The organism is Listeria cossartiae subsp. cayugensis (assembly GCF_014229095.1).
Classification (GTDB): domain Bacteria; phylum Bacillota; class Bacilli; order Lactobacillales; family Listeriaceae; genus Listeria; species Listeria cayugensis.
The window spans coordinates 93,368-119,718 of the sequence record NZ_JAARZC010000004.1 but is presented as its reverse complement, the minus strand read 5'-3'; the positions used below and the strand labels follow the sequence as shown (position 1 = coordinate 119,718).

At 38.9% G+C, this 26,351-nt stretch carries 26 protein-coding genes; all 26 read right to left on the bottom strand.

Annotated elements, in window-relative coordinates; genetic code table 11:
• Positions 1–2: 2 nt before the first annotated feature.
• Positions 3–1,064: an aldose epimerase family protein gene (locus HCB49_RS12695; protein ID WP_185605142.1), complete on the bottom strand. Its 1,062-nt coding sequence runs from the start codon at positions 1,062–1,064 to the stop codon at positions 3–5.
• A 15-nt stretch (positions 1,065–1,079) separates the two neighbouring features.
• Positions 1,080–2,063: a UDP-glucose 4-epimerase GalE gene (gene galE / locus HCB49_RS12690; protein ID WP_008948721.1), complete on the bottom strand. Its 984-nt coding sequence runs from the start codon at positions 2,061–2,063 to the stop codon at positions 1,080–1,082.
• A 116-nt stretch (positions 2,064–2,179) separates the two neighbouring features.
• Positions 2,180–3,139, bottom strand: coding sequence for a thioredoxin-disulfide reductase (gene trxB / locus HCB49_RS12685; protein ID WP_185605141.1), 960 nt, complete (start codon positions 3,137–3,139; stop codon positions 2,180–2,182).
• A 78-nt stretch (positions 3,140–3,217) separates the two neighbouring features.
• Positions 3,218–4,693 carry a tetratricopeptide repeat protein gene (locus HCB49_RS12680; protein WP_185605140.1) on the bottom strand — a complete coding sequence of 492 codons (1,476 nt, stop codon included), beginning with the start codon at positions 4,691–4,693 and terminating at the stop codon, positions 3,218–3,220.
• A gap of 84 nt (positions 4,694–4,777) precedes the next feature.
• Positions 4,778–5,275, bottom strand: a complete 498-nt coding sequence (locus HCB49_RS12675) for an acyltransferase (protein WP_185605139.1) — start codon at positions 5,273–5,275, stop codon at positions 4,778–4,780.
• Positions 5,276–5,278: 3 nt separating this feature from the next.
• Entirely contained in the window at positions 5,279–5,932 is a 654-nt protein-coding gene (gene ppaX / locus HCB49_RS12670; RefSeq protein ID WP_008948724.1) for a pyrophosphatase PpaX, read from the bottom strand.
• 43 nt (positions 5,933–5,975) lie between these two features.
• Positions 5,976–6,809, bottom strand: coding sequence for a prolipoprotein diacylglyceryl transferase (gene lgt / locus HCB49_RS12665; RefSeq protein WP_185397104.1), 834 nt, complete (start codon positions 6,807–6,809; stop codon positions 5,976–5,978).
• Between the two features lie 89 nt (positions 6,810–6,898).
• A complete protein-coding gene (hprK, locus tag HCB49_RS12660) occupies positions 6,899–7,837 on the bottom strand; it encodes an HPr(Ser) kinase/phosphatase (RefSeq protein WP_008948726.1) in 939 nt (312 codons plus the stop codon).
• Between the two features lie 186 nt (positions 7,838–8,023).
• Positions 8,024–8,377, bottom strand: a complete 354-nt coding sequence (locus HCB49_RS12655; protein ID WP_003722616.1) for a phage holin family protein — start codon at positions 8,375–8,377, stop codon at positions 8,024–8,026.
• A gap of 8 nt (positions 8,378–8,385) precedes the next feature.
• Positions 8,386–8,586 (bottom strand): PspC domain-containing protein, encoded by a 201-nt coding sequence (locus tag HCB49_RS12650; protein ID WP_185605138.1) that lies wholly within the window; start codon positions 8,584–8,586, stop codon positions 8,386–8,388.
• Between the two features lie 23 nt (positions 8,587–8,609).
• Positions 8,610–9,821 carry a DUF4097 family beta strand repeat-containing protein gene (locus HCB49_RS12645; RefSeq protein WP_185605137.1) on the bottom strand — a complete coding sequence of 404 codons (1,212 nt, stop codon included), beginning with the start codon at positions 9,819–9,821 and terminating at the stop codon, positions 8,610–8,612.
• 67 nt (positions 9,822–9,888) lie between these two features.
• Positions 9,889–11,139 carry a DUF4097 family beta strand repeat-containing protein gene (locus HCB49_RS12640; RefSeq protein ID WP_185481113.1) on the bottom strand — a complete coding sequence of 417 codons (1,251 nt, stop codon included), beginning with the start codon at positions 11,137–11,139 and terminating at the stop codon, positions 9,889–9,891.
• Positions 11,140–11,345: 206 nt separating this feature from the next.
• The gene (gene uvrA, locus HCB49_RS12635) at positions 11,346–14,216 is read right to left on the bottom strand and encodes an excinuclease ABC subunit UvrA (RefSeq protein ID WP_185605136.1); all 2,871 of its coding nucleotides are present in this window, start codon (positions 14,214–14,216) and stop codon (positions 11,346–11,348) included.
• Positions 14,217–14,223: 7 nt separating this feature from the next.
• Positions 14,224–16,200 (bottom strand): excinuclease ABC subunit UvrB, encoded by a 1,977-nt coding sequence (gene uvrB, locus HCB49_RS12630; protein ID WP_185392336.1) that lies wholly within the window; start codon positions 16,198–16,200, stop codon positions 14,224–14,226.
• Positions 16,201–16,451: 251 nt separating this feature from the next.
• Positions 16,452–16,691 (bottom strand): CsbA family protein, encoded by a 240-nt coding sequence (locus HCB49_RS12625; protein ID WP_185481114.1) that lies wholly within the window; start codon positions 16,689–16,691, stop codon positions 16,452–16,454.
• 20 nt (positions 16,692–16,711) lie between these two features.
• Positions 16,712–17,359 (bottom strand): HD domain-containing protein, encoded by a 648-nt coding sequence (locus tag HCB49_RS12620; RefSeq protein ID WP_008948733.1) that lies wholly within the window; start codon positions 17,357–17,359, stop codon positions 16,712–16,714.
• Positions 17,360–17,380: 21 nt separating this feature from the next.
• Positions 17,381–17,767: a hypothetical protein gene (locus tag HCB49_RS12615; protein WP_185399423.1), complete on the bottom strand. Its 387-nt coding sequence runs from the start codon at positions 17,765–17,767 to the stop codon at positions 17,381–17,383.
• A gap of 106 nt (positions 17,768–17,873) precedes the next feature.
• Entirely contained in the window at positions 17,874–18,179 is a 306-nt protein-coding gene (locus tag HCB49_RS12610; RefSeq protein ID WP_003722626.1) for an ArsR/SmtB family transcription factor, read from the bottom strand.
• Between the two features lie 269 nt (positions 18,180–18,448).
• Positions 18,449–19,108 (bottom strand): phosphate signaling complex protein PhoU, encoded by a 660-nt coding sequence (phoU, locus tag HCB49_RS12605; RefSeq protein WP_008948735.1) that lies wholly within the window; start codon positions 19,106–19,108, stop codon positions 18,449–18,451.
• 12 nt (positions 19,109–19,120) lie between these two features.
• Complete coding sequence (gene pstB, locus HCB49_RS12600; protein ID WP_185605135.1) at positions 19,121–19,900, bottom strand: phosphate ABC transporter ATP-binding protein PstB; 780 nt, start codon at positions 19,898–19,900, stop codon at positions 19,121–19,123.
• Positions 19,901–19,914: 14 nt separating this feature from the next.
• A complete protein-coding gene (pstB, locus tag HCB49_RS12595; RefSeq protein WP_149045360.1) occupies positions 19,915–20,730 on the bottom strand; it encodes a phosphate ABC transporter ATP-binding protein PstB in 816 nt (271 codons plus the stop codon).
• Positions 20,731–20,756: 26 nt separating this feature from the next.
• Positions 20,757–21,641 (bottom strand): phosphate ABC transporter permease PstA, encoded by an 885-nt coding sequence (pstA, locus tag HCB49_RS12590; protein ID WP_149045352.1) that lies wholly within the window; start codon positions 21,639–21,641, stop codon positions 20,757–20,759.
• Entirely contained in the window at positions 21,638–22,561 is a 924-nt protein-coding gene (pstC, locus tag HCB49_RS12585) for a phosphate ABC transporter permease subunit PstC (RefSeq protein WP_077949479.1), read from the bottom strand. The genes pstA and pstC overlap by 4 nt, the downstream gene beginning before the upstream one ends.
• A 93-nt stretch (positions 22,562–22,654) precedes the next feature.
• Complete coding sequence (locus tag HCB49_RS12580; protein WP_185392339.1) at positions 22,655–23,563, bottom strand: phosphate ABC transporter substrate-binding protein; 909 nt, start codon at positions 23,561–23,563, stop codon at positions 22,655–22,657.
• Positions 23,564–23,818: 255 nt separating this feature from the next.
• A complete protein-coding gene (gene pnpS / locus HCB49_RS12575; protein WP_185605134.1) occupies positions 23,819–25,594 on the bottom strand; it encodes a two-component system histidine kinase PnpS in 1,776 nt (591 codons plus the stop codon).
• Positions 25,594–26,304, bottom strand: coding sequence for a response regulator transcription factor (locus HCB49_RS12570; RefSeq protein ID WP_185392341.1), 711 nt, complete (start codon positions 26,302–26,304; stop codon positions 25,594–25,596). The genes pnpS and HCB49_RS12570 overlap by 1 nt, the downstream gene beginning before the upstream one ends.
• Positions 26,305–26,351 lie beyond the last annotated feature (47 nt).

Genomic DNA, 26,351 nt, shown 5'->3' with positions numbered 1-26,351 from the left:
AATCAACTCTCCGCCGTAAAACGAAAAACTGTCCTCGATGTAAAAGGTTTTTCTGGTCTTAGCACGATATCACCAAATCCGTCGTGATTAATCGCATCTACCAAGCCTTGCGTTTCCATTGTTATACCAGCATATTTCGGCACAGCCCGCCCTTCAATTTCAAAAGAACCATCCAAACTATTAGCCGTATAAACTAAAACCGAATCACACACCGTTTCCATTTCCAAACGACGACCTGACTTAGGATCAAACAAAACCGCATCCGGACGACCATTTTCATGTTTTAAAATAAATGCATGATCAAGTCCAGCGCCAACTAATTTCACTTGCTCATCCTCGCTTTGAGTAACTTCAACTACCTCACGCCCAGCTCGTAAATCAAAAATAGTACCCTCAACTGACCGAATTTCCCCAATCGGAAGGGACGCTTCATCTATCGGCAAAAAGGCATCGCTATTAATCCACAGTTGCTGTTGCAAAACTGTACAACCAGCTTCCCCGTTCAAGTTAAAGTAAATATGATTGCTCGGGTTATAAATAGTTGGCTGATCCGTTTTCGCTTCATAATCAATCAACCATTCATTTTTGTTATTTAGCGTATAAGTCATTTTGGCATCAATGTTCCCCGGATAGCCATTTTCCCCGTCTGCCCAACGATATTCAAAAGTCATCACAAGCCGGTCCAACTCTTTTTCCACAGAAACATCCCAAAGCTTCTTACTAAAATTAAGTTTGCCACCGTGACGATGGTTAGCCCCTTCATTTTGAGTCAGCTGAAATTGTTTCCCGTCCAGACTAAATTGACCTTTACTAATCCGACCAGCAACCGGACCAAGCGTCGCACCGAAATACGGAGAGTGTGCCAAATAATCATCTAAATTCGTAAATCCAAGACTAATATTCGCAAACTCACCAAATTTATCTTTCGTTTCAAGGGAAGTAACAATCGCGCCGTAATTCAACACGCTCATCCGCATCCCATGGTCATTTACGAGTGTCCACTGCCAAACCGTTTCTCCCTCAAACTCACCAAAATATTCCTTGATTACTTCGATGAAAATCACATTCCTTCATAGTTATTAATAGCCATTTGGATGAGATACATGCCATTTCCAAGCAGTTGCGATAATATCTTTTACGTCTGTATACGTCGGCTCCCAGCCAAGAATTTCACGCGCTTTATCACTAGAAGCAATTAAAGTTCCCGGATCGCCCGCACGACGTGGCACAACCTCAGCCGGAATTTCTTTACCTGTTACAACACGAGCTGCTTCAAGCATTTCTTTCACAGAAAAACCGTTGCTACTACCAAGGTTGAAAACATTACTTTCTCCACCATTTTTCAAATATTCTAGCGCTCTAATATGCGCATCAATTAAATCTTCTACTTGGACATAGTCACGAATACAAGTACCATCTGGAGTATTATAATCATCCCCATAAATCGCTAATTTTTCACGCTGTCCAAGCGCAACCTGTAAAATAATTGGCACTAAATGGGATTCCGGCTTGTGGTCCTCACCAATCGAACCATCCGCTTTCGCCCCAGCCACATTGAAATAACGTAGTGCAACAAATTTCATGCCGTAAGCTTTATCGCACCATTTCATCATTTTTTCCATAATTAGCTTCGTATCGCCGTAAGTGCTTTCTGGATTTGTCGGCATGTCTTCCGTAATCGGCACACGTTCTGGCTCGCCGTATGTAGCCGCACTTGAAGAAAAGACAATATGTTTCACACCAAATTGCTCCATCACTTCTAAAACAATTTGTGTACCATATACATTATTATTTAAATACTCTAATGGCACTTCCATCGATTCTCCCACAAGCGAACTTGCAGCAAAATGAATCACGCCATCGACCGTTTCTTTTTCAAAAACCGAACTTAAAAACGCCTTATCGCGAATATCTCCTTCATAAAATTTCGCCTCTTTATGAATAGATTCTTTATGTCCAGTTCTTAAATTATCAATAACCACAACTTCATATCCGCGAGTAATTAACTCATCCACTGCATGTGAGCCGATATAACCCGCTCCACCAAGTACAACAATACTCATTATTTATCTCTCCTAACGATAGTCTTTGTCTTTCATTTTACACTACTCAAGCCTATGTAGTCACGCAAAAATGGGTCCAAGATAAATAATCTTAGACCCATTTACGTTTTTTTCAATTATTTAGCTGCTTCAGCCTCTAATGACTCTTTTAATTCTTCCACATATTTTTGTGCATTTTGTCCAGCAAGTCCACCGTCGCCTGTAGCTGTTACAATTTGGCGTAAGCTTTTCGCACGAACATCTCCTGCCGCAAAAATCCCTGGAAGACTCGTACGCATTTCTTCATCTGTTTTGATATAACCTTCATCATCCGTAATGCCTAAGTTTAAAAATGCTTTCGTAAGTGGCACAAGTCCAACGTAAATGAAAACTCCATCCACCGGCATAATCGATTCGGAACCATCCACAGTAGAAACCAGTTTGGCACCTGTTACTTTTTTACCATCGCCAACAATTTCTTCTACCGTACTATTCCAAATGAAATCAACTTTTTCATCTTTAAAAGCACGATCTTGTAAAATTTGTTGTGCGCGTAATTTATCACGACGGTGTACAATCGTTACTTTATCCGCATAACGAGTCAAATAAGTTCCTTCTTCAACCGCAGAGTCTCCGCCGCCAACCACGATTAATTCGCGATTTTTAAAGAACGCTCCGTCACAAACTGCACAGTAAGAAACGCCGCGTCCGCTAAGCTCTTCTTCACCAGCTGCACCCAGTTTACGGTGTTCAGCTCCAGTTGCGATAATAATTGCCCGCGCTTTATACGTTTTCGCACCAGCCGTTACTGTTTTATATTCTTTGCCATCAACGACTTCTTTAATATCACCATAAGCATACTCAGCGCCGAATTGTTTTGCACCACTAAGCATCTTATCGGATAAATCTGGTCCTAGAATGCTATCAAATCCAGGGTAATTTTCTACCTCTGCTGTATTTACCATTTGTCCGCCGGGTACACCGCGTTCAATCATTAACGTATCTAAATCTGCACGGGAAGTATATAAAGCTGCTGTCATTCCAGCAGGTCCCGCTCCAATAATAATCACATCATAAATTTTTTCTTCACTAGCCATTCTCTTTGCCCTCCTCATTTATGTGTATACAATAGTTAGCCTAAATTAATCCTAATACGGAATAGCAAAAAGGTCTATTTATCTGCTCATAACTCGCTCGATATCGCGCGCACATTTACCACACTCAAATTCTTCTACTAATTGAAGTTTCATTTGCGGTAAAAATAGCTTTGCAATCGCACTCGCCACCGTTTCTATCGTATAACGACCCAATATCAAATCTTTCCCTGCATCTGTTAAAACAAGTGAAAACATCTGCTTATAAAGCGCCATATTTTCTTCATTTAACAAAATACCTTTTTCTCTTAAAATCATCATCGCTTTGGCAATCAAATAACCATTTTGTTCGATATCTCCATCCGGAAAATAATCAAAATTAGTAAACATCAAATGCTCCATGTACGACCAATTACTCATATCAAGTAGCGGATGGAACAACACTAATTCCGGACGATTACTAGAAATCGTTAACGCGTATACACCAAGCATATGAACCAAATCATCTTCCGCTTGAAGCATATCAAGGACAAGCCGCATATCATTCGTTAAATCCGCCTCTTGCTCAAATGGAAACCTAACATCCTCATACAAATCACACTCTAAAAAGGAATGCCAAAACATTTTAGCGCCTTCCACATCATCTAAATAATAGGCAGCTTTTGCCCGGTAATAATAATATTTACTACGCTCCGTGACTTCCAAATCAGCCACTTGTTCAAGTAAATCGTCTGCTTCCTCGTACTCGCCCATCATCGCATGAATCAAACCAAGCTTTTCTTTATGATGCGCCAACACCGGCAATACATCTCGCAGTTCCAAATAAAGCGCATCCGCCTCTTGACGATTCCCCTTGTAAAAGTGGTAAATAAACAAATCACAAATTCCTAAAAGATTTCCCGGATTTCGCGAAAGCAAATCACTCAAGACTTTAACGCCCTCTTCTTCTTTCAATTGCTCAAAATAAAGTGCCGCCAGTTGATTATAGGCAGGCCAAAAATTAGGCTTCTCATCAATGACTTTTCTTAAAATATCACAAGCCGACGCACTATCTTCTTCCGCTAAATAGCGATTAATTTCTTTTTTATAAGCATAGAATTCTTGCTCTAATTTCGAAAAACCATTTTCAAGTGTTTCACCAAAAGGAGTTTCTTCCAGTAATACTTCAATTAAATCTTTGGCTTCTTCGGTGTATTCTCCGTCAGATACAGTATCGACATAGCGATTAGCATATTGCAACGCTCTCCGATAATCTTTCATATACGCAAAATTATTAGCAATAAAATAATAGCAGTATTCCATATTTCCACCACGTTGTTCAAGAATATCCCTAAGTAGCTGATTCGATTTATGGAATTGCCCAATTTCTGTATAGCATATTGCCAGCTGACAAAGAATGACAGCTTCTCCCGGTTCCAGTTCAGATGCCCTTACTAAATACCTGATTGCCTCTTTAATTCTTTGATCACGAAACGCTTCGACACCGCGTTCAAAATAAAACTGACCATTTGGATAAAATGGATAGATTTTTGCGGGTGTTTTTTTGTCTTTTTCCATTTTTCCACCTCCAACATTATCCTTATTCTAATGAGTATATCATAGAATTTATCACTTTGGGCGACAAAAAAGCTACTTTGGCTTTTACTCCAAAGCAGCTTTTTCTTTAATGATTAAAGGATTCCCATAAGCAAAACTCTCTGCCGGAACATCCTTTGAGACAACCGCACCAGCCGCAACCACCGCTCCGTCTCCAATTTTGGTACCAGGAAGAATAGTGACATTCGCGCCAACCATCACATCCCGACCAATCACAACTTCCCCCACATGATACTCAGAAAGCAAATATTCATGCGTTAAAATAGTCGTATGATAACCAATAATCGTATTTTCACCAATCGTAATCTTTTCCGGGAAAAATAAGTCCGGCATAACTTTATAGGCAATGGCAGTCTTTTCGCCTATTTCCATCCCAAGGCAGGCACGATAAATGTTACGTTTACCGCCCATCCAAGGAAAAAAACGACCAAATTCAATAATAAGTGTATTTCTCAACGCCTTCCAAAAAGAAATCGTTTTATACAATTGAAAAAGGGTGTTGACTGTTTCATCGGGCGCCTTAAACCTATTCAGCCGTCTCAAAATCTATTCCTCGTCCCTAACGATTGCGAGTAAGTCACTCATTTTTTCTAACATAAAGTCTGGTTGAAATTCTGCTAAATGTTCTGGACCTTTAATCGCCCATGCCACACCAGCAGTTAACGTTTCCGCATTTTTCCCAGCTTCAATATCGTGGTAATTATCACCAATCATAATTGCTTCTTCTTTCGTCGCATTTAGCAAAGAAAGTGCCATCTCAATACCTTCTGGATCTGGTTTTGCATTAGACACTTGATCTAACCCAATCACCACTTGGAAAAATTTATCCAAACCAGTCACTTTAAGACCACGCATAATCGTATCGTACATTTTCGTCGATACAATCCCCAATTTATAATCTTCTTCATATAACGCACGAATCGCTTCATAAACCCCATCATACTCTAAAATCAAATCATCATGATGCTTCAAATTATACTCGCGGTAAAAAGCACGCATTTCATCCGCATGTGCTGGATTGATTTCCCGAAAAGTTTCCATTAAAGAAGGCCCAATAAACGGCAAAATATCCTCTCTCGTAAAAACCCGGTCCGGCAAGAACTCTTGCAACGTCACTTGGAACGTTTTAATAATCAATTCATTCGTATTTATAAGCGTACCATCTAAGTCAAACAACAATGTAGTAATTTTCCCAGTCATAATTTCTTCCTTTCTTAATCAAACTCGAAAATCTCCAACTTTTTTATTTCTTTTTAACTACTTTACCAAATTTATCTTCCATATAATATGGCGGATTCATTTTCAAACGACGATAAATAATTAAGCCAATTGACAGAACAATTAGTAGTAAAGATAGTACTTGCGAAACTCTAAAGTCACCCCACATCAAGCTGTCCGTCCGCATTCCTTCAATAAAGAATCTTCCAAATGAATACCAAATTACATAACTAAGAAACAATTCCCCGCTGCGAATTTTTGTGCGGCGAATAATTAGTAAAACGATAAATCCAAGCACATTCCATAAACTCTCATACAAGAATGTCGGCTGATAATAAGCACCATCTATGTACATCTGGTTGATAATAAAGTCTGGCAAATGAAGCCCTTCCAGAAAAGCGCGAGTTGTTTCAGCCCCGTGCGCTTCTTGGTTCATAAAATTACCCCAACGACCAATCGCCTGCGCAATAATCAAACTTGGCGCAACGACATCTGCCAGTTGCCAAAACGAAATTTTCTTAATTCGCGAGAAAATAATAGCAGTAAGAACCGCCCCAATCAACGCGCCATAAATCGCAATACCACCATGCCAAATCTTCACTATTTCTCCGAGATTATTCTTATAAAAATCCCACTCAAAAATAACATAATAAATTCGCGCACTAATAATTGAAATTGGAATTGCCCAAATTAGCAAATCCACAATAATTTCTTTATCCATTTTGCGCTTATTTGCCTCACTTAAAGCAAGAAGTAGCGCAATCACCACAGCCGAAGCAATAATAACTCCGTACCATTTTACAGAAATACTACCAATTTGAATCGCCACTGGATCCAGCGGCTGAACACCATTACTCATAATTCCCCTACTTTCAAAAAGACAACTCCGCAACCAAAACTAGATACTAATAATGTCAGTTTGGCTGCGGAGGTACTTTCTCTATTTATTTAGTCATTCATGCTGCTATTATGACCTATTAAATTATTAAGGTCTTGTGTAAATTGCTCTGCCGCATTGTATCCCATGTTCTTCAATCGGAAATTCATTGCCGCTACTTCAATAATAACAGATAAATTTCGTCCCGGACGTACTGGAACAGTAATTTTTGGAATGTCCATGTCAAAGATTTTTGTCATTTCTTGGTCTAAACCGACACGATCATAATGCTTGTCAGGATCCCAGTTTTCAAGGTGCACAACGATAGTAATCTTTTTACTGGAACGAACAGCTCCTGCTCCAAACAATGTCATTACATTAATAATACCCAGGCCGCGAATCTCTAGTAAATGTTCAATAATCGCTGGCGAGGAACCAATTAATGTCATTTCATCCTCTTGACGAATTTCTACGTTATCATCTGCTACAAGTCTATGCCCACGTTTTACAAGTTCAAGAGCTGTCTCACTTTTACCAACGCCGCTGCTTCCTGTAATTAAAACACCTAAGCCGTATATATCCACTAAAACACCATGCATCGAAATAACTGGCGCAAGTCTGCTTTCTAAGTAATTCGTAATATAGACAGATAAACGCGTTGTTTTAAGTCGCGAACGTAGTACTGGAATATCCGCTTCTTTCGCCGCAGCCACCAATTCTTTCGGCACTTCTAAGTTTCTAGAAATAACAAAAGCAGGAGTCCGCTTCGTACACATTTGCTTATATCTTTTAAGACGCTCTTCTGGTTCCATACCTTCTGAAAACGATATTTCCGTCATGCCAAAAAGTTGTACACGATCTTCTGGATAATAAGAGAAAAACCCTGTAAGTTCCAGTCCAGGCCGAGATAAATCACTAGTTAAAATTGGCCGTTCAAGTCCCGTTTCCGAACAAATTAGTTCTAAATTAAGTCGTTCCTTTAAATCCTTTACCGTAACCGATTTTGTCATGCAAGTACCTCCAAATGAATTATAAAAGTCCATTACTGTTCGCTACAAAATATTATTTAGAAAGCTCCCTATCATTTTAGCACTTTCGAGAGAATCAGGCTACCTCTTTCTTTCTAAATGGCTCTACATAGCGAAACCAGCTACATTTAAAAAGCTGTTTTAAGCTTCAAAATGTAGCTGGAAAGTTTAATTTTCTTTATTACCCCATAAAACGGAATTAATAATCATGTTAGCGAAAGCCATAATTGCCGCCAGAATTAATGCTGTTCCGAAACCGTCAATTTGGAAAGAATCTCCAATAAAGAAGGTTGTCATTTCAAGCATAATTGCATTGACAACAAAGGTGAAAAGTCCAAGTGTGAAAATATTAATCGGTAAAGTCAAAAGGAGTAAAATAGGTCTAATTAGCATATTAAGAATTGCTAATATAAAACTCGCTAGTAGCGCTGTCGTGAACCCATCTACATGAAAACTTGTAAAGAATCCAGATAAAGCTACGAAAAGCACCGAGTTAATAATTACGCCTATAATCCAACGCATGTTTTAGTTCACTCCCATTCTGATTCAGGTGTTCTTTTCGGAATAATGATTGCAGCAATGATGTAAAGTAAAATACCAGAGCCTAAGAATAAACTAGCTACCACCCATAGTAAACGTACAAGCGTAACTTCAATATTAAAGTACTCTGCTAACCCACCGCAGACACCACCAATCATTTTTTGTGAAGAAGATTTATATAACTTTTTCATTGTTTTCCCTTCCTTTCATTTTATTAAACGTTTTTTGTTTCAAGTTCAGAAATCTTGATAATGCCATTTCCAACTTTTGCTTGAAGTGTTGCCATGCTGATTTCTTCGGCATTTTGAGTGAAAACAAAAGTTCTTTCTGCATCGTCCCAAATTTTAGCATTTTTCAAGTCAAAATAGATTTTTTCTTTCTTCGTTCCAAGCGTTCCATCGACATTCCAAGTTGGCGGAATTTGAATTCGAATATCGCCATTCGGTGCGTCTAAATCGGCCGCTGAAGAATTGTCATTTTCGAGAATATATTCCACATCACCTTGAGCTGCTTTAGCAATGGATGTAAGGAAGTTTCCTTGAAGGGCAATATCACCTTTTGCAGTAGACATATCTATATTTTCGACTGTGCTACGTTTAAAGAAGATTTCACCATCCGCTGATTCGGTACTAAGGAATTTCCCACTAGCTCCGGAAGAACGAATATCACCATGACGTGTTTTAATAATCGCATCTTCTGCAGCAGTATCGTCATATTTCAGATTACCATTTAGTAATTGAATTTTTACTTGCTCATATAAGCGTTTTGGAATTGTAATCACTAAATCGGTTTTTAATAGTTCATTTTTTGATTCAAAAGTGAAACTATCTGGAGAAATATCCAGCATTGTTTGGCTAAAGAAATAATCCCACAGTTTTTCTTCACTTAATTGGCGAATTGAACGCGCTTTTTCATGAACAGCTAGAACTGCGCGAAGTTTCATTTGATCTTTGTCCCAAGAACGGATAATCACATCCCCGGTCGCCACTCGAATCGTAAATGAGCGGAAAGTCGCACTATCAAAATTGAATTCTCGTACTGGACGAGGACGTGCTTCTTTTTTTCTGGCGCCGTGATGAATTGGCTCAGCATTTTCTGATCTTTGTCTTCTGTGATGATGGCTATTTCTCATCGCTTCTCGTACTTCCTGTCTAGCTTGATTTCGTCCAGCGTGGCGATTTCGTTTTTCTTCCACGCGGCGACGATGCCGTTCGAGGACTTCCTCATTACTTGTATCAGAAGAAGGAATCACAAACAAGGCAACTATATAAGCGATAATCGCAATACCGGTTTTCATCGTAACAATCGTGATGATGATATAAATAAGTCGCAGAAGTGTGGCATCTATCCCTAGAAACTCAGCTAGTCCGCCAAATACACCGCCGACTTTCCGGTCCACTCTTGATCTTCTTAATTTTTTATCCATGTTAGTTCTTCCTTTCTTATTTCTATGTAAAATCTAGCGCGCATTCACAGCGCTAGATTTTAGTTGATTATTTTACATCGCGAATTTTTACGGACCCAGTTGTTGCTTCTGCTTCGATTTTCAATGAAGAATCAGCTGCATCAGGTAACTTAGTGAAGATAATTGATTTACTCACAGATTCAGTTTTAGATTCCAAGATTTCTGCATCTTTTAAATCTAAAAGTAATTTACCTAAGTTCGTGTGGAAACGGCCATCTACGCCAATTGCTGCTGGTACAATCACTTCAATATTTCCGGCACCAGTTTTTGCTTTTAAGAAAGTAGCTTCATTTCCAGTTAATTGATAATTAACGTTACCATTTTTAGTTTGCAAGTTCGTGGAGTAGTAATTACCTTTGGCTGCTACGTTACCGTTGAAAGTTTTAAGGGCAACATCGCGAATTTCACCGTTTTGGATACGAACGTTACCATTAATGGATTCAATTTCGGCTAAAGTGGCGTTTAATGTACCTAGGCTGATATTACCATTGGTTGTTTTGACAAATAAATCACGACCAGATAATTCATCCAAATGGAAGTTACCATTCAGCATTTTAACGGAAACATAATCATACTCACGACGTGGCAAGTAGACAGTTAAGTTTGTAACGATTTGTTTTGATGTTGATTCAAAACGTAATGTTTCTTCGTCTACACGTAACGTCGTTTTATCAAAGAAGATTTTAAGTGCTTCATCTTCTGGATATTCTTTAAATAGTTTAATCATCGCGTGTACTTTAATATCGTTTGAATCAGATGGTTTAAATTCAATGTTACCATTAGCAATTTCAAATTCTAAAATAGAAAGTGTTGTATCATGGTAAACGAAGTCGCGTTCGATTTTTGTGGATGTTAGGAACGGGAATGGCATATCTTTCACTTGTTTAAATGCATTGTTTAGGAAAGAGCCGATTTTTTCGCCTGCTTGGGATAAATCGTTGACCATGTTGCGCATGGACTCTTCACGATCTTTGGAAGTATTTTCGCTTTCATCTTCGTATCTTTCGTGATTTTCTGGATTTGGTTCAGGGCGTCTTTTACGGCTTTTAGGTGCAGTATAAGGATTGCCTTCGTTGTTCCAACCTTTACTATAATCATATGCAGGTTCTTCTTGCTCTTCGAATTTTTCTTCTTTCGGGGCTGCAGAACGACGAATGTTTTCTTTAGCTGCTGTTTTACCTTCTTTTTTGGAAATATTTTCAAGTAGAGTAAGGGCTTCTTCAGTAGAAATAATACCTTGTTTTACTAATTCGAGAATACGTTTACGTTCATTTTCCATTTTCATTTCCTCCTATAATTTAGGCTAAACTATTTTAGGCTTGCTTTCACATGCAAGTGAGATATCTGTTTTAACTATGTCTCTATTATGAAGGAAAAAATAATTTCTGTCATACAACCAGAGGATGATTATTTGTTTGGACTTTGGGTGGTTTGGCATTGGAAACTAAAAAAATTCCGCTTATATTTTTATAAGCGGAATTTGGATTATTTTTTCTTAGCTGTTGCGATTCGTTCTTCTGTTCGTTCTTTATCGCGTTCTAAAATTGGTTTTAAGTACTTGCCTGTGTAAGACTTTTTAGAACGAGCGATTTTTTCTGGTGTACCAGTTGCGATAATTTGACCGCCGCCATCGCCACCTTCTGGACCTAAATCAATCAAGTAATCGGCTTGTTTGATAACGTCAAGATTATGCTCAATAACAAGCACTGTGTCGCCATTCTCTTCTACCAGTCTTTGTAATACTTTGAGTAAACGGCCGATATCGTCTGCGTGCAGTCCTGTAGTTGGCTCGTCGAGAATGTAAAACGACTTACCATTACTGCGTTTATGAAGTTCAGAAGCTAATTTGACACGCTGCGCTTCTCCACCGGAAAGGGTTGTTGCTGGCTGTCCAAGTCGAATATAGCCAAGACCAACGTCTACAATTGTTTGTAGTTTGCGCGCAATTCTTGGTTGATTCGTGAAGTATTCTAGTCCTTCTTCAACTGTCATTTCTAAAACTTCCGCGATATTTTTACCTTTGTAGCGAATGTCTAATGTTTCGCCATTATATCGTTTCCCGTGACACACTTCGCACGGTACATACACATCTGGCAAGAAATGCATTTCGATTTTGATAATTCCGTCGCCTTTACAAGCCTCACAACGGCCACCTTTTACGTTGAAGCTAAAACGACCTTTTTTATAGCCACGTACTTTTGCTTCGTTGGTACTCGCGAACAGGTCACGAATATCATCGAAAGCGCCCGTATATGTCGCTGGGTTGGACCGTGGTGTTCTACCAATTGGCGATTGGTCAATATTGATGATTTTCTCTAAGTTTCCGATACCTTTTATTTCTTTGTGTTCACCTGGTTTTGCATGGTTACGATTTAGTTTTCTTGCTAAGGCTTTGCGTAGTACTTCATTTACAAGCGAGCTTTTTCCTGAGCCAGAAACTCCGGTAACACATGAAAAAGTGGCTAGTGGAATTTTTGCGTTTACGTTTTTTAGATTGTTAGCTTTCGCGCCGATGATTTCTAATTCTAAGCCATTTCCTTTTCTTCGTTTAGCTGGAACAGGAATGAATTTTTTGCCAGAAAGATAATCCCCAGTAATGGAATTTTTATTTTTAGCTACTTCTTCTGGCGTTCCGGCTGCGACAATACGTCCACCATGTTCACCAGCACCCGGACCGATATCGATCAGGTAATCCGCGGCCATCATTGTATCTTCATCGTGCTCAACGACTATGAGCGTATTTCCGATATCACGCATGCTTTGGAGTGTACTAATTAAACGGTCGTTATCTCGCTGATGCAGTCCAATGGAAGGCTCATCCAGGATATAGAGAACCCCTGTAAGTCTTGAACCGATTTGGGTCGCTAATCGAATCCGCTGTGCTTCTCCACCAGATAAAGTTCCAGCTGCACGGCTCATTGTGAGATAGTCGAGTCCAACATTTTTTAGGAAGCCTAGTCTACCACGAACTTCTTTGAAAATCGGAGCCGCTATTTGCGTTTCTTTTTCGGAAAGTTCCAGTCCATCAAAGAAAGCAAGTGCTTCGTTAATGGAAAACTCGCTGATTTGACCAATATGGTGGTCGTTTACTTTAACGGAAAGTGTTTCTTCTTTGAGACGATAGCCTTTACACGATGGGCAAGGTAAATCGGTCATATATTGTGCCATTTGGTCGCGCGTGAAGTCGGAATTTGTTTCCCGGTAGCGTCGTTCAATATTAGGAAGTATCCCTTCAAATGGAATCCAAGTTTCACGTGTCATACCGAAATCATTTTTGTATTCAAAGTAAAATTCTTTGTCTTTGGAACCATTTAAGATGATATCTAGTTCTTCTTTAGTTAGTTTTTCAAGCGGTGTATCCATATCGATTCCGAATTCTTTACAGGCGGAAGCTAGCATTTGCGGGTAATATTGCGAACTTATTGGACGCCAAGGAACAATAGCGCCTTCGTTTAGAGATAGACTTCGATCTGGGATAACTGTATCGACATCTACTTCTAGTTTGGTTCCAAGGCCATCACATGTAGGACAAGCTCCAAATGGGCTGTTGAAAGAGAACATTCTTGGTTCTAGTTCGCCAACGGAAAAGCCGCAATATGGACAAGCGTAGTGCTCGCTAAATAGCAATTCTTTGTCGCCCATTATATCGACAACGGCATAACCATCTGCTAAGCGAAGTGCCGCTTCAATTGAATCGTATAGACGCGTATTGATGCCTTCTTTGATTACAATACGGTCGATGATGATTTCGATGGAATGCTTTTTATTTTTTTCGATTTCGATTTCGTCATTGATATCGTAAATTTCGCCATCAACACGAATTCGTACGTAACCTTCTTTTTTGATTTCTTCAATCGTTTTCTTATGTGTACCTTTTTTGCCAGAAACGATTGGTGCCATTATTTGAATACGAGTTTTTTCTGGATATTCTAGAACACGATCTACCATTTGTTCGATTGTTTGCGACGTAATTTCAATACCGTGATTAGGACAAACTGGGTGTCCAACTCGAGCATAAAGTAAACGCAAATAGTCATGGATTTCCGTAACGGTACCAACTGTGGAACGCGGATTACGGCTTGTTGTTTTTTGGTCGATAGAAATAGCTGGGCTTAAACCTTCAATTAAATCTACATCTGGTTTATCCATTTGCCCTAAAAATTGGCGCGCATACGCGGACAAAGACTCTACGTAACGTCTTTGTCCCTCTGCATAAATTGTATCAAAAGCAAGCGAAGATTTACCAGAACCTGAAAGTCCAGTCATAACTACTAATTTGTCTCTAGGAATCTCTACATCAATGTTTTTTAAGTTATGGGCTCTTGCACCCTGAATTACTATTTTCTCTTTATCCAATTTCGCTTCATCCTTCCGCTTTTATTTCCAGTAAAGCATCGCGAAGTTCCGCAGCACGTTCGAAATCAAGTGCTTTAGCTGCTTCTTTCATTTCATGTTCCATACCTTCAATGAATACATCGCGTTCTTTCTTAGACATCTTACTTAAATCATGTTGCTTCACTGCTTCTCTTTCATCTGCGGCAGAAGTTGCTGCGATGATACCACGAATTTCTTTTTTGATTGTTTTTGGCGTAATGCCATGTTTTTCATTATATTCGATTTGGATTTTACGACGACGCTCTGTTTCACCAATAGAGTTACGCATCGAGTCGGTCATTTTATCTGCATACATGATTACTCGGCCGTTTTCATTACGCGCAGCTCGACCCATTGTTTGGATTAGTGAACGTTCGGAACGAAGGAATCCTTCTTTGTCAGCATCTAAAATAGCTACCAGAGAAACTTCTGGTAAATCGATTCCTTCACGCAGTAAGTTAATTCCGACGATAACGTCATACACGCCAAGTCGTAAATCGCGAATGATTTCAATTCGTTCTAACGTTTTTACTTCCGAGTGTAGATATTGAACTTTGACGCCAGCTTCTTTGAGATAGTTAGTTAAATCCTCGGACATTTTTTTCGTTAGCGTTGTAATTAAGACGCGTTCATTTTTCTCGACACGATCGTTAATTTCATCCATTAAGTCATCGATTTGCCCTTGAATTGGACGGATTTCTACGATTGGGTCTAGCAAGCCAGTTGGTCGAATGATTTGTTCGATGACATCTGGATTTTTCTCTAGTTCGTATGGGCCTGGTGTGGCGGATATGAACATGATTTGGTTGATATGTTTCTCAAATTCTTCTAGTCGAAGTGGTCGGTTATCTAAAGCACTTGGCAATCTAAAACCGTGATCGACAAGCATTTGCTTTCTTGCTTGGTCCCCGTTGAACATTCCGCGAATTTGCGGCATTGTCACGTGCGACTCATCTATGACCATTTGGAAATCATCTGGGAAGTAGTCTAATAAAGTATATGGTGTAACTCCCGCCGGACGTAAGGATAAATGTCTGGAATAGTTTTCGATACCTGAGCAGTAGCCCATTTCTTCCATCATTTCTAAATCATAATTCGTCCGTTGTTCTAGTCTTTGTGCTTCGAGTAACTTATTATCTGCACGCAAGACTTTGAGGCGGTCTTCTAGTTCTGCCTTTATATTAACAACTGCTTTTTTCATAATATCTGGTCTAGTAACAAAGTGAGATGCTGGGAAAATCGATACATGTTCTCTTTCGCCGATAATCTCGCCAGTAAGTGCATCTACTTCTCTAATTCGTTCAATTTCATCACCGAAAAATTCAATCCGCATACAATGCTCATCTCTTGATGCTGGGAAAATTTCGACTACATCCCCGCGAACACGGAAGCGTCCACGTTGGAAATCTATATCATTCCGATCATATTGAATATCTACTAATTTGCGCAGTAACTCGTCACGGCTAATTTCCATGCCAACACGAAGCGAAACGAGCATTTCTCCGTATTCAATCGGCGACCCTAAACCATAAATACAAGATACACTGGCGATTATAATGACATCACGTCGTTCGAAAAGAGCAGCCGTAGCAGAGTGACGGAGCTTATCAATTTCATCATTGATACTGGCATCTTTTTCGATATATGTGTCGCTTTGTGGAACATAGGCTTCTGGTTGATAATAATCATAATAACTAACGAAATATTCTACTGCATTATTTGGGAAAAACTCTTTAAATTCACTATAAAGCTGACCTGCTAGCGTCTTATTGTGCGCCATGACAAGTGTTGGTTTATTTACTTCTTGAATCACATTGGATACAGTAAAAGTTTTCCCTGTACCGGTTGCCCCAAGTAAAGTTTGGTGTTTCAAGCCTTTTCTTAATCCCGCAACTAATTGTTCAATTGCTCTAGGTTGGTCTCCTTGTGGACTATACTTAGAAACTAACTCAAATTTATCCTTCAACTCGGATTCCCCCTATTCTTTATCGGTCCGATTCTGGCATCTGAAAAGCTTTACTTGTGAAAAGTCCAGCAAAGCAAAAAGCGGATTTTTTCAGATCCGTTAATGTATCTATTTTATCATAAATATTTTAATTAGCCTAGCAAAAACCGAACGTATTTTCGTATTTATTAAAAAATAAAAAACGCAACCTATTGATTACGCTTTTCTCTATTTTATCACTTTTACGCAGTTCTACCTATATATTTGCTTTGTTAAAAGTCACTGCCACTCTTCTTCAAACGGCGCAGCATATATGTTGCAAGCACAAAACCAATCGTCATTGAAAATGCATCAATCACAATAAGCCACAGCGAATTCGTATAACCTAACTTGGCAGATGCAGCAATTAAAATCACCATCAAAAGCAGCGCCACATAACGATTATAGGTGATTCGCGCAAAAAGAATCACAAGGAGACAAGGGAAAATAAGCGCAGATATAATTTGATCCATCTTACTTTCCTCCCCTTTTTTTACGCATCTCGTAATGCTTTTGTCGTTATTTCTGTTGTAAGCTGCGGTAATTCTGTTTTTTCGATACCTTTTTCAGCAAGCATATCTGGCAAAATTTCTTTTAAAAAGTACTTCACACTAGCCATTTCCCTGTACTGGTAAATGGTCGCAAGTGCTTCACTATAAATTTCCACAAAAATGTTCTCTGGATTACCTTTTTGAATTTCGCCAAAGGATTCGTATAACAAATCTACTTTATCAGAAATAGCGAGGATTTTCCCTTCTAACGTACTGTCTTTACCTTCTTTTAGCAAATGACGATAAATCGGTTGAAACGTTTTTGGGATTTCTCGCTCGATAAAGTTTTTTGTCATACTTTCTTCTACTTCTGAAAGCATTTCGCGCAGTTCCGTTGTTGCGTATTTCACGGGTGTTTTGATGTCCCCAATGAAAAGCTCAGAATAATCATGATTTAGCGCTTTTTCGTATAATGCGCGCCAATTCACTTCATTCCCAGCTTCTTCCTCTACCGCACCGAAAAATTGGGCAATCGAAGTTACTTTATAGGAATGTTCTGCAACAGAATGCTCTTGATATTTAAATTTTCCTGGGCAACGATAAATGTTTTCTAAATCTGATAAACTTTGGAAATATTGATGAATTCCCATAGTATCCCTCCATTCTTCGTTTTATTCTTCGCGTTTTTGTTTTTTATTAGCTGGATTCGTATTTTCGATTTCACGCATCATCAGCGCCGCGCAGTAACCAATTAGCGCAATCATTGCAGCTGAATACGTTCTAAAGTTATCGGTAGCAAAAATAAAAATAATGGCTGAAAATAAAAATGTGGTTAATATTCCCCAGCTAAATAGCTTCGCCCCGCGTGCCGTTCCAACTTTCATATGTGAGTAAATCCCCACATAACAAATTAACTGAATCAAAATAAATTGAACAACGGATAAACCGATGACTACCGTAAGATTGCGATTCCACACTACTGCTAAAATCGAAATAATAATCATCACAATAATTCCCGTAATAACAATGAATTTTTGCATTGGTGATAATTTCTTCAAAATACTTCCTCCAAGCTTTTATTTGTTACTTACTTTACCATAATCTCTGTTTATTTGGGATAAAAAACACCCGTCATTCCTAAAAAGGTTTTCTGAGCGTTCCCAATTAATGATGATGTACATGTCGGATTGCTTGTGTGAGTAGCTCTAATACATGATTATCATCTTGCATATAATAAATTGTCGTACCTTCACGTCTCGATTTTACAAGCCTTAAATTCTTTAAAAACCGCAGCTGATGTGACACAGTTGTTTGGTTAAACGCAAGTGTCCGTGCAATTTCATTCACAGAGTATTCCCGGTCTTGAAGCAAATTTAAAATCTGCACACGCGTGGGATCAGAAAGCGCCTTAAAAATCTGCGTGACACTAAATAGCGTTTCTTCATCTAATGGTTGTTTTGCGTTTTCCATTGAATATCACTCCATTTTCCATATATGGTCATATACTCATATGATACTTAAATAGGAATGATTCCGCAAGTTTAACAACACATCTACTAAAAAATGATTAAATATGAGCAAAAAAACGATTCTTGTTGATTAAATGCTATAATTTTTTTATCAATATGGAAGGAGAGCTGGGGAATAAAAAAGGTCTTAAATATTTGAGAAGTTATTTAAACCGCCTAACACACCAAAAAGAGCCCGATTAACCTGTGGAAAGGAAAATCGGGCTTTTTTTATCTATTTAAATCTTCAATTTCGCCACTCTTCAAGTAAACAATCCATTCGCACACATTTGTTACATAATCACCAATGCGTTCGATGTACTGAGAAACTAACAACAATTGCGAAACATCTTCAATATGCTCTGGCTCTTCTTGCATGAAATGAATACATTTTTGATAAACGATTTTGTGTAGCTTATCAACCTCATTATCACGCATTGCAATTTCTCGAGCAGCAACGTCATCCTCTGCAAGATATGCTTTTAACACGTCTTGTAACATTGATTTTACGATTTCACCCATTTCTGGAATTTCCGGAATTGGTTTTAAAACTTTACTTTCGCCAATTAAAATAGCTGTTTTGGCAATACTTACTGCATGATCGCCAATCCGTTCTAAATCAGAACTTGTTTTCAGCACAGTAACAATTTTTCGTAAGTCCATGCCGACTGGTTGTTGCAAAGCGATTAATTCAAAAGAGCGTTGTTCCAGTGAAAGCTCCATATTATTGATAGCTTTATCTTCTGCAACTACTTGTTTCGCAAGTTCCGTATCGCGGTGTACGAGTGACTTCACTGCTTTAAAAATCGCCTCATTCGCAAGCATTCCCATTTCCATTAGATGTTGGTGCAAGTCGTTTAACTGTTCCGTAAAAATTTTTCTGACTACCATAATAACACTCCTTTATCCAAATCGTCCTGAAATATAGTCTTCGGTTTCTTTTTCTGCTGGGTTAGTAAAAATACTGGTTGTATCCGCAAATTCCACGATGCGACCGTTAAGGAAAAAGGCAGTTTCATCGGAAATTCGGGAAGCTTGTTGCATATTATGCGTCACAATCACAATCGTATAATCTTTCTTTAATTCTAAAATCAAGTCTTCCACTTTTGCTGTCGAAATTGGATCTAGTGCCGAAGTTGGCTCATCCATCAAGATAACATCAGGTTTAACGGCCAGCACGCGAGCAATACATAGTCGCTGCTGTTGTCCACCTGACATCCCAATCGCCGAACGATCCAGCCTATCATGCACTTCTTCCCAAAGAGCCGCTTGACGCAAACTTCTCTCTACTATCTCATCTAACACTTTTTTATCTTTCACACCGTGCATCCGCGGCCCATAAGCAACATTATCATAAATCGAAAAAGGGAACGGATTGGCTTGTTGGAAAACCATACCCACTTTTTTTCGTAAATTAACCATATCGATTTTAGGATTTTGGACATTTTCGCCGCCAATCTGGATTTCACCAGTTGTTTTCACATTTGGTATTAAATCATTCATTCGGTTAAGCGTTCTGAGGAAAGTAGATTTCCCACAACCCGATGGACCAATTAAAGCGGTCACTTGATTCTTCTTAATATTTAACGCGATTTTTTGTAGTGCCTGTTTGGAACCATAAAATAAATCTACATCTTTTGTTTCAATGATATATTCTACTTTTTCAGCAGTTTCGGTTGTCATAAAAAAGCTCCTTTCTAGCCAAAGTTACCAGAAATATAGTCTTCGGTTTGTTTTTGTTGGGGATTTGTGAAAAGTTCGGATGTTCCTGAGAATTCCACAACTTCGCCTAGATAGAAGAAAGAAGTGTAGTCAGAAACTCGAGCTGCTTGTTGCATATTATGCGTTACGATAATAATTGTATATTTATTTTTCAACTCATTGATTAAATCTTCAATTTTACTTGTTGAAATCGGATCGAGTGCAGATGCTGGTTCATCAAGTAACAACACTTTTGGCTGCATTGCGACAGCTCTAGCGATACAAAGTCGTTGTTGCTGCCCACCGGAAAGTGATAGCGCACTTTTTCCTAAATCGTCTTTTACTTCATCCCACAGAGCTGCACGGCGCAAACTTTTCTCTACGCGCTCCATGATGTCTTTTTTATTTTTCATACCATGACGTTTTAGCCCAAAAGCAACATTTTCATAAATAGATTTAGTGAATGGGTTTGGTTTTTGGAATACCATCCCGATTTCTTTACGAACATTATACAAATCGACTTCTTTGCGGTTAATATTAATGCCATCGTATAAAATTTGGCCTTCCATACGGCAACCGTCAATTTCATCATTCATACGGTTTAAAGCTCTTAAATAAGTGGATTTTCCGCAACCAGATGGTCCAATCAGAGCTGTCACTTTATTTTCTGGGAAAGTTAAATCAACACCTTTGATTGCGTGATTATCCCCGTAGTATACATGCAAATCCTCGGTCGCCATTGCAGCAGGAAGTGAATGAGGATCTGGTGTTGCTTGTAAAATTGTATTGATTTCAGGTTTCTTTGTTAACATCATTTTAATCTCCTTTTCCTGGCTTTTTACGACGAGGTCATGCGTTTATAAACAAATTTTCCAAGCAAACGAGCTAGGACGTTGAAAAGTAATACCGAAAGAATTAATACAGCAGATGCTCCGTCCGAAACAGCTTGCGCATCCGGCATAATTCCTTCACCATTAATTTTCCAAATGTGAACAGCTAACGTTTCTGCTGGGCGGAAAATATTTAGTGGTGAAGCTGGATTCATTGGATTCCAGTCAGTAAAATCAAGAATCGGCGTACTTTGCCCTGCTGTGAAAATAAGCGCGGCTGCTTCACCAAATACCCGTCCTGCTGCTAAAATAACCCCTGTAATAATTGCTGGTAGCGCGGCTGGAACAAGCACTCGCGTAATCGTTTCCCATCTGGATAAACCGAGAGCAAGTCCCGCCTCACGCTGCGTGTTTGGAATCGCATTAAGTGCTTCTTCCACAACACGAATTAATAATGGCAAATTGAAAATCGTTAGTGTAAGCGCCCCGGAAATAACCGAGAAACTCCACCCCATTTGAATAACAAAAACAAGGAAACCGAAGAGCCCTACAACAATAGACGGAAGTGAGGAAAGCACTTCAATTGTTGTACGAATTAAATCTGTAATCCAATTTTTACGCGCATATTCTGCCATATAGATTCCCGCACCGAGCGAGATAGGAACAGAAATGATCATCGTAATAATGAGCATATAAAATGAATTCCAGATTTCTGGACCGATACCGCCGCCAGCTTGGAACGACTGTGGTGGGGTCGTCAAAAACTTCCAGCTGAGTTGCGGAACACCTTTTACTAAAATATAGCCTAATAAACCAGCTAAGATAACAACAATTAATACGGCAATAGCATAGAACACGCCTGTCGCGATTTTATCTTTTGTTTTTACATTCATTTGACTTTCCTCCTACGTCCGATGAAGCGGATCACAATGATGAAGAATAGTGACATTGCAAGTAGCACCATTGCAAGTGACCAAAGGATATTATTATCAAGCGTACCCATAACCGTATTTCCCATGCCCATTGTTAAAATACTAGTTAATGTAGAGGCTGGCTCGAATAAAGATGTTGGAATAACCGCAGAGTTCCCGATAACCATTTGTACAGCAAGGGCTTCACCGAATGCACGGGCCATCCCAAAAACAATCGCTGTCAAAATCCCAGAGCGCGAACTACGAAGTACGACTTTCCAAATCGTCTGGAAACGTGTTGCTCCAAGCGCCAAAGAAGCTTCTCGGTAGTGACGTGGCACAGATTTAATCGCATCCACGCTTAGTGAAGTAACAGTCGGCAAAATCATCACTGTTAAAACGACCGTCGCAGCTGCAATACCAAACCCACTTCCCGAAATATGGTCACGAATAAACGGAACGACTACACTTAGTCCAATGAATCCATAAACAACAGATGGAATACCAACTAAAAGTTCCATAACTGGTTGTAAAACTTTTTTCCCAAACTTAGGTGAAATCTCCACCATAAAAATTGCGGCACCGATTGCAAGTGGTCCAGCAATACAAGCAGCAAAAAGGGTTACTGCAAAGGAACCAATAATCATCGGCAAAGCGCCAACTAACGGATTACCATTTGCATCTTTTTGCGAAGGGTTCCAGTCTGTCCCAGTTATAAAATCAACAAAAGACACTTTATTGACCGTAAATGTAGCTAAACCTTTTGATATAACAAAAAATAAAATAGACGCCGCGGCAATAACCATGATGGAAATACAGATGAATGTAATTATTTTGCCTCTAGTTTCTAGATGCGCCTTTTTAGAAGTTTGTGTAAGCTTCTTTTCTTTTATCGCTTCCAAGTCACGTAAGCTCCTTTCTCCTCCCATGTTTACTCCTAACATGGGTATACGTCTATCCCGGTATTACTAGGATAGACGCCCATTTCATTCTTTTTATTTTACGTCAGTTAGTTTACCAGATGCATCGCGTTCCACTTTCATGGATTTGATTGATTGGTAACCAAGTTGTGGTACGATATTGTTTTGCACTTCATCAGAAGTCATGTATTTTAAGAAAGTTTTTGTTAGACCTTTTGGTTCGCCATTTGTATACATATGTTCATAAGACCAGATTTTCCAGTCGTTTGTTGCTACTTTATCTTCAGTTGGCTCAACACCATCTAATGAAAGTCCAACTACGGAAGCGTCGATGTAAGAGAATGCTAGGTAGCTGATTGCTCCTGGAGTTTCGCTTACGATTTTACGAACTGTACCAGATGAATCTTGTTCTTGTGCTTTAATTGGTGTTTTACCATCAAGTCCCCATTTTTCGAAAGTAGCACGTGTTCCGCTTCCTTCTGCACGGTTAATGATTGTAATTTTTTCGTCTTTACCGCCAACGTCTTTCCAGTTTGTTGTTTTACCAGTGAAGATATCGATTAATTGTTGTTTAGTGATATTTTTAACGCCTACGTCTTTGTTTACTACTGGAGCCATTCCGACAACTGCTACACGGTGATCAACTAGTTTCGAAGCATCTACGCCGTCTTTTTCTTCAGCGAATACGTCCGAGTTACCAATTTCTACTGCGCCTTGTTGTACTTGTGTTAAACCAGTTCCAGAACCACCGCCTTGCACATTGATTTGTGCTTTAGGGTTAGTGTTTGTAAATTCTTTGGAAGCTGCTTCAACGAGTGGTTGAAGTGCAGTGGATCCGACTGCTGTTAATGAGCCAGAAACTTCTTTATCCCCTTTTGTTGATCCGTTTGCTTTATCTGATGAACTGCTGTCACTTCCACATGCTGCGAAGACAAGCATTACTGCTGCTAACATTGCTACTATTCCCAAATACTTCTTTTTCATTATCTTATTCCCACCTTGTTTTTTTAATTGTTATTCCTTACAAGTATTACTATAACGCCTGAGATTTAAGGTGGTGTGTAGCTAATGTTAAGTAATTGTAAATAACCACATTTTTTGTCGGAAATGTAAACTTTTTTATGAATATCTTTCAAACAGAAGGCAAACTGGTAAATTATCGCCCCAATTTTGTTCGTTTTGTAAATAAAATAAAAATATCCTGTCTGAAAGATTACATTCTCTCAAACAGGATATTAATTAGGCTTTTTTTGGTAAAGTAACACGGAATGTCGAACCGACTTCTTCTTGGCTTTCCACTTCGATTCGTCCGCCGCAATTTTCGACGAGATGTTTGACGATGGAAAGTCCGAGGCCGGTACCGCCGGAATGCCTGCTACGCGCTTTGTCTACCCGGTAGAAACGCTCAAACACGCGGTCAATATCTTTAGCTGGGATTCCGATTCCGTTATCAGTTACTTCTATTATAACTTCTGCTTCTTGCTCTATTAATTTAACTTCTACTTTTCCATCTACTGGTGTGTAGTTAATTGCGTTAGAAAGCAGGTTAATTAAAATTTGCTGCAATTTATCACGATCGGTTTCAATCGTAACGGATGTAGTAGTTTTTTCTGGAATGATAACATGGATATGTTTTTCGGTCGCCATTTCGAAAATAGTACGGGCTGACTGTTCGATAACGTCATCCACATCAACTAATTCGATATTTTCTGGGACTGGATTTTGTTCAATTCTGGAAAGCGCGAGGATATCCATAATTAAACGATGCAACCGGTCACTTTCTTCTTTAATAATCGTTAAGAATTTTTTGAGCAACATTTCGTCGTACATCGCGCCATCAAGCAATGTTTCTGCAAAGCCTTTCAGTGCGGTTACTGGTGTTTTTAGTTCGTGCGACACGTTTGTTACGAATTCAGAGCGAACATTTTCTAAATGACGAATCTGGGTAATATCATGTAAAAGTAAGATAATCCCTGTAATTTCCCCATTTTCAGCTAAAATCGGCGAAACACTTGCATCTAAAATCATTTCGCGTGGGAAATAGAGAATTATTTCTTTTTGTTGAATCGTTTTTGTTTCAAAAGTTGCTTCAATTAACTGACTAAGCGCGAAACTTTTAATAACTTCATAAAATGGCTTGCCAGTAATTTCTGTTTCTCCTAAAATTTGATACATTGTTCGATTAGTCATGATTACTTGTTTGTCGATATTGATAAGCATAACGCCGCTGACTAAGTTTTGGACAATTGCATTGAGTCGTTGTTCATTTTGCTTAATTTCAAACATTTGCGTTTCTAGACTTTCTGCCAATGTGTTTACGCTGATGGAAAGGTCCTGAAGTTCACCGCTGACTTTGCCGTGAATGCGACTATCGTATTTATGATTAGCCAAGTCCGTCGAAACTTCGATGATTTCGCGAACTGGTCTAGTAATTTTTCGGGCGATGAATACGCTGATTGCCGCGATAATAACAAGGGCAATACCGAAGATTAGCGCTAGGTTTCCCCAAAGTTTGGCAACTGCGGCGTCTACAGATTCAAGTGAAATCGAGATTCTTAGCACACCGTCTGTTTTATCTTGATGTTTCACTGGAACAGCGACATAAAGCATGCTGTAACCGAGTGAATCACTCTCACGAATTGAAATACCAACGCTTTCTCCCTTTTCCAAGATATCTGTTACTTCAGGGCGATTCATATGATTATCCAGATTTTCCGGGTCTTTTTTCGTGTCAGCTACCACGTCACCCTCACTATCAATCACAGTAATGCGCGCATCAATTTCATCTCCGAGTGGATTAAGGCTCTTTTGAATAGCAGCGGCATCTTTATCTAAGTCTAAGTTTTCAATATTAGTTGTTTGAAGTAAGATTTTCGCGTCATCTTCTAATTGACTTTCTTTCATATTTAAATAGGTTGATTTCATTAGTTCCCCGGAAAAAACGCCAACAATCACCATCACAACGAAAAATAAGATAATAAAGGATAATCCGATTTTCAGCCATAATTTCTTCATTATTTTACATTCTCCATTTTATAACCAAAGCCGCGGATGGTTTTGATGTATTTCGGTTGTTTGGTGTCTATTTCGATTTTATCGCGCAAATGACTGACATGAACGTCTACAATTCGCGTTTCGCCGACGTAATCATAATTCCATACGGTATCTAGTAATTGATCTCTTGAGAAAACTTTGCCGCGGTGGTTTGCAAGGAATAATAATAACTCAAATTCTTTCGGTGTTAAATCCAACAAATCATCTTGCAAATACACTTCATAACTATCTGGCAAAATTTTCAAATCGCCAATTAGTATTGTTGCTTCCGCGTCTTCTGTTAATTCTTCGATGATTTCCGCTTTTCCTTCTGTTCGGCGTAAAATGGCTTTAATTCGTGCGACCACTTCTCTTGGGCTAAATGGTTTTGTCATATAATCGTCTGCCCCAAGTTCAAGCCCGATAATTTTGTCTAACTCTTCATCTTTAGCTGTTAACATTAAAATTGGCACGTTTACTTTATCTTGACGAAGTTTTTTCGTTACTTCGATTCCGTCCATTTCAGGAAGCATTAAATCAAGCACAATTAAATCTGGTTTTTCAGAGAGAGCAAGTTCATATCCAGTTCTGCCATCCTCCGCTGTCACTACATCAAATCCAGCTTTTTCAATATTAAATTGCAGCAAGGTAACAATAGAAGCCTCATCATCAACTACAAGAATTTTTACCAACGTACTTCCCATCCCTTCTTTATGTAACCCTTTTATCTAAAATATAG